This is a genomic window from Polynucleobacter sp. 35-46-11 (genome assembly GCF_002281105.1).
The window spans coordinates 2189-6243 of the sequence record NZ_NCFJ01000219.1 but is presented as its reverse complement, the minus strand read 5'-3'; the positions used below and the strand labels follow the sequence as shown (position 1 = coordinate 6243).

Here is a 4055-nt window from a genome sequence, read left to right as displayed (position 1 = left end):
AAAAAATCCTTAATAATCAAGATTTTGCACAAACTGCGCTTAAAAGTCCAGTCAAAAGAAGATTAGTGCTCGTGGGCAACGGCAATATAGATATCAAAAAAGCAAGTCCACTTTCGCACTTCAATCCAGCGATCAAGCTTTTACAAGAAACCATCGTGAAAATTGATGGTGCCTATGCGCCTTCTACGATTAGAGCCTATCGCGCGGACTTTAATGATTTTATTGCTTTCTGCTGCGACAAAAATGCAAATGCCTTACCTGCTCAGCCTAATTTAGTAGTGCAATATATTTGCAAATTAACCGGGAGCGGCAGATCATCGGCCAGCATTCGCAGAGCGTTGTGCGGACTATCGGCCATTCATAAACTCAATCGTCTTGATGATCCCACCAAAGATCCTGATGTCACATTGGAGATGCGCAGAATGCATCGCAAGTTAGGCCGCTCCTCCAATCAGGCTGGAGGCATTAATGCAGATACTCTAGAAAAAATGCTAGCCGCAACTGAGAATTCCATCAGAGGAATTCGAGATAGAGCTTTATTGCTAGTTGCCTATGACACCCTGTGTAGACGCAGTGAATTGGTCTCGCTGCAAGTCAAAGATGTCAAATTAAACATTAAGAATGGTGTTGAGACTTCATCCATTCTCCTGAGAAAAAGTAAGACAGATCAAGACTCCACGGGAAAATGGCTGCACCTTAGTCTAAAAGCGCACAAGGCATTAATGGAGTGGATGAGAGAACTTCCTAAGGGACAGGAAATGCTGTTTTGTGGGCTCAACCGAGCTCTAGATATAAGCCCTCAAATTGGAGCGGGACAGATAAACCGAATCTACAAGAAGATTGCCAAGAAAGCTGGTTTAGATGAATCGGAAGTAGATGGGATTAGTGGTCACTCTATACGAGTAGGCGCAGCTCAAGATTTATTGAATTCAGGAGCTAGTATGCCAATCATCATGCAACGTGGAAGGTGGTCAAAATCCGATACGGTCATGAGGTATGTCGAACACATTTAATCCCATTAAAAACAGAGCCCTCAAAAGACTCAAGCGAAAAAAATTACTAGTTACAGCGAATAAAGACGGCATGGCCCACAAACAAGAATATTCGTTGGATTTACACGCTAATATGAGAAAAGCTACGTGCTTTGGCAATCCCTCTGCCTCTGCCCATTAACTTGAGTTAAAACTAGAATTTCTAAGTAATTTAATTTAACGGAAATTCGATTAAATCCCCTCATTTTATGTCAGATCCTCATTCACAAATACCATGAGCTCGGAGAACAAATCCCACACACCGTCATATCCTAGAAATGCAATTTCCAGAGGTTGGTGATCTAAAGAGTTATCAATTTTTCTTCCACGCCATAACACGGGAAGTAAGTCTTTATCTGATTCGCTAAACTCAAAACGGAAATTGTGTGACACGCAATTCCGTATCAATCTAAAAAATTGAAACCATGACTGAGCCTTGAATTTTTGGCTTTGTTGGGTTGCTTTCGTATAGGCCCGCACAATCTCGAACGACTCTTTAAGAAGTCCTCGGATCAACATGGTCGTAAACTCTTTTAAAGCAATGCTTCTATCGACGTCGTTAGCCAGCAATGTGGCAACTTGATAAAAATCAACAAAATACCCTCCAAAGATACAGCGAGTTTTTCGAAGATGATTTCTCGCAAAAGGCTCTGATAAAACTTAAATCGACGCTAACCCCAAAATGTAATTATTTTTTACATTTTCGATTTGCGAAAGGAGTTCAAATTTTGTGATATTTTTCACGACTCACCAATCTGGCCAGGCTGAACTAGATGATATCGGCACAGAATTATTTAAACAATTGCCAGATGAAACTTGAAAGAATCGACTCGAAGATCATGTTTCAAAATAAATACTATGTTGATAGTTACCGCCCTCTTTTGAACTCAGTTAGCCCACCGGGAAATTACCGCACCAATAAAGCAAATCTAGATCCACAACCCAATTCTAGCCATACGAGCTTCAATTTTTACTTGAGCCCAAGGTGCAATATTCACATACTCAATTTTTTCGTATGGGTACTTGCGAATAGTAGCCGCATGTAGACCAATGAGCTCATTAGCAATAACAACTCCCGGCTCATCTAGGGTAACCGCATCCAATGCAATCTGGGTGCTGCCGCATAGAATTTTGAAGACCCCTGAATCTCTTGGATTGGGCAGTTCTTCAATGATGAAATACAAGACCCCATCTTGATATACGGGGCTTGTAAATGAATCTATAAAAAATTGCTTAAGATCAGAAAGAAATGTATTAACTGACATAATCCACCACTGCTTTAAAAATGCATCAAGATCATGGCGCAAACATCAAGCTTAAATAGGGCGCTCATGGTTTAGGAATTCCCCCCCCCATTCCAATCTACAGCTTCGCCATTAGGCTGATAGCCAGGTACTAACTTTTTGAGCATATCTCTGGTCAACTGAGCATCACATGCATCCAAGGCTAGATTCAGCTTTTCAAGCTCTTGCTGTAGATCACCCCAAGATAAAAATTCTTCATGCGCCTTCATGATTTTTGGGTGAGCTGTTGGCTGTGGATTATCACCAATCAAGAGTTCTTCATAGAGCTTTTCGCCTGGACGTAAACCAGTGACTTCAATCTCTATGTCACCATGAGGGTGAGCTTCATCCTTGACCAAGAGGCCTGATAAATAAATCATCTTGACAGCCAAATCATGAATCCGCACGGGCTCGCCCATGTCCAATACAAAGACATCACCCCCAACAGCCATTGCACTTGCTTGAATCACCAATTGCGCCGCTTCGGGAATGGTCATGAAATACCGCGTCACTTCAGGATGCGTCAAGGTAATAGGTCCACCTGCCGCAATCTGAGCGCTAAAAAGCGGTGCCACAGAACCCGATGATCCGAGAACATTACCAAATCGCACCATCGAAAAATTGGTTGAATGATCGTCTTTAATATCTGCCATTGCTTGCAAAACCAGCTCAGCGATGCGCTTGCTAGCACCCATGATATTCGTTGGTCTGACCGCCTTATCAGTGCTCACCAAAATAAAATTGCTGACGCCGCATTCTAAACTCACTTGGGCACAGGTAAATGTTCCAAAAACATTATTCCGAATACCTTCAGCAGGGTTTTGCTCCACCAACGGAACATGCTTATAAGCTGCCGCATGAAAGACCGTAGTTGGCTGATGAGCTCTAAAGATCTTTCGCAACAAATCGCTATCTCGAACTGAAGCTAAGCAAGCCACCAACTTGATTGGCAAAACTGGGTGAGGCAGCAAAGCTTGGTCATTACCACTATTCGCCAAATGATTCCCGTTAAGCCCAGTAACAACCTTCTTTAATTCTTCATAGATTAAATAGAGGGAATGCTCACTACTATCGAGCAAGATTAATGATTTAGGAGAAAACTTTATAATTTGACGGCATAACTCACTACCAATGGAGCCGCCCGCTCCGGTTACCAATACAACTTGGTTGCGAATATTTTTTTCCAATAACTCAACTTGAGGTGGAACCACCGCTCTTCCAAGCAAGTCATTCATGTCCAAATCATGTAAGTCTGAAATCCTGACCCGACCTGAGGCTAAATCAATGAGCCCTGGCAAGGTGCGAACACGTACGCCATATCCATTTAATGAGGCGATAATTTCGCTTCTGCGATCCTGGCTAGCAGAGGGAATAGCCAGCAGCACATCGGTAATGTCTAGTCGATGGATCAGGTCTTGCACATCATTGTGGGGGTACACAGAAATCCCATTCACTGTGCCTCCCTGTAAATGAGGGTCATCATCTATAAAACCTTTGACCAACATTTCTTTATTGCTAGTGATGCCCGATGCCAATTGACGACCTGCTGAGCCGGCCCCATAAATCAGTGCAACAGGCCGAGCTCGATGAAAAGACTTTTGAACATTATTTAAGCTGCCCAACCAATAGCGCACAAGGTATCGACTAGTACCAATACCGATAAACAGTAAGATTGGTTGAATGACGCCAATTGACCGAGGCACATCATCCACCCCAAGAAGTGTAAAAGTGCAGAAGAATG

4 protein-coding genes are annotated in these 4055 nt (G+C 42.8%); 1 reads left to right on the top strand and 3 read right to left on the bottom strand.

The window, feature by feature from the left end; all coding sequences use genetic code 11:
* The coding region (locus B7Y67_RS12240) for a tyrosine-type recombinase/integrase (RefSeq protein ID WP_293598888.1) at positions 1–1013 on the top strand (1013 nt) is incomplete at its 5' end.
* Positions 1014–1238: 225 nt separating this feature from the next.
* Here the strand turns inward: B7Y67_RS12240 and B7Y67_RS12235 are convergent.
* From B7Y67_RS12235 to B7Y67_RS12225, 3 genes are all read right to left on the bottom strand, one after another.
* Complete coding sequence (locus B7Y67_RS12235) at positions 1239–1424, bottom strand: hypothetical protein (protein ID WP_293598887.1); 186 nt, start codon at positions 1422–1424, stop codon at positions 1239–1241.
* 536 nt (positions 1425–1960) lie between these two features.
* The gene (locus B7Y67_RS12230) at positions 1961–2296 is read right to left on the bottom strand and encodes a hypothetical protein (RefSeq protein ID WP_293598886.1); all 336 of its coding nucleotides are present in this window, start codon (positions 2294–2296) and stop codon (positions 1961–1963) included.
* A gap of 71 nt (positions 2297–2367) precedes the next feature.
* Positions 2368–4055: nucleoside-diphosphate sugar epimerase/dehydratase (locus B7Y67_RS12225; protein ID WP_293598885.1), on the bottom strand; the 1688-nt coding region annotated here is incomplete at its 5' end.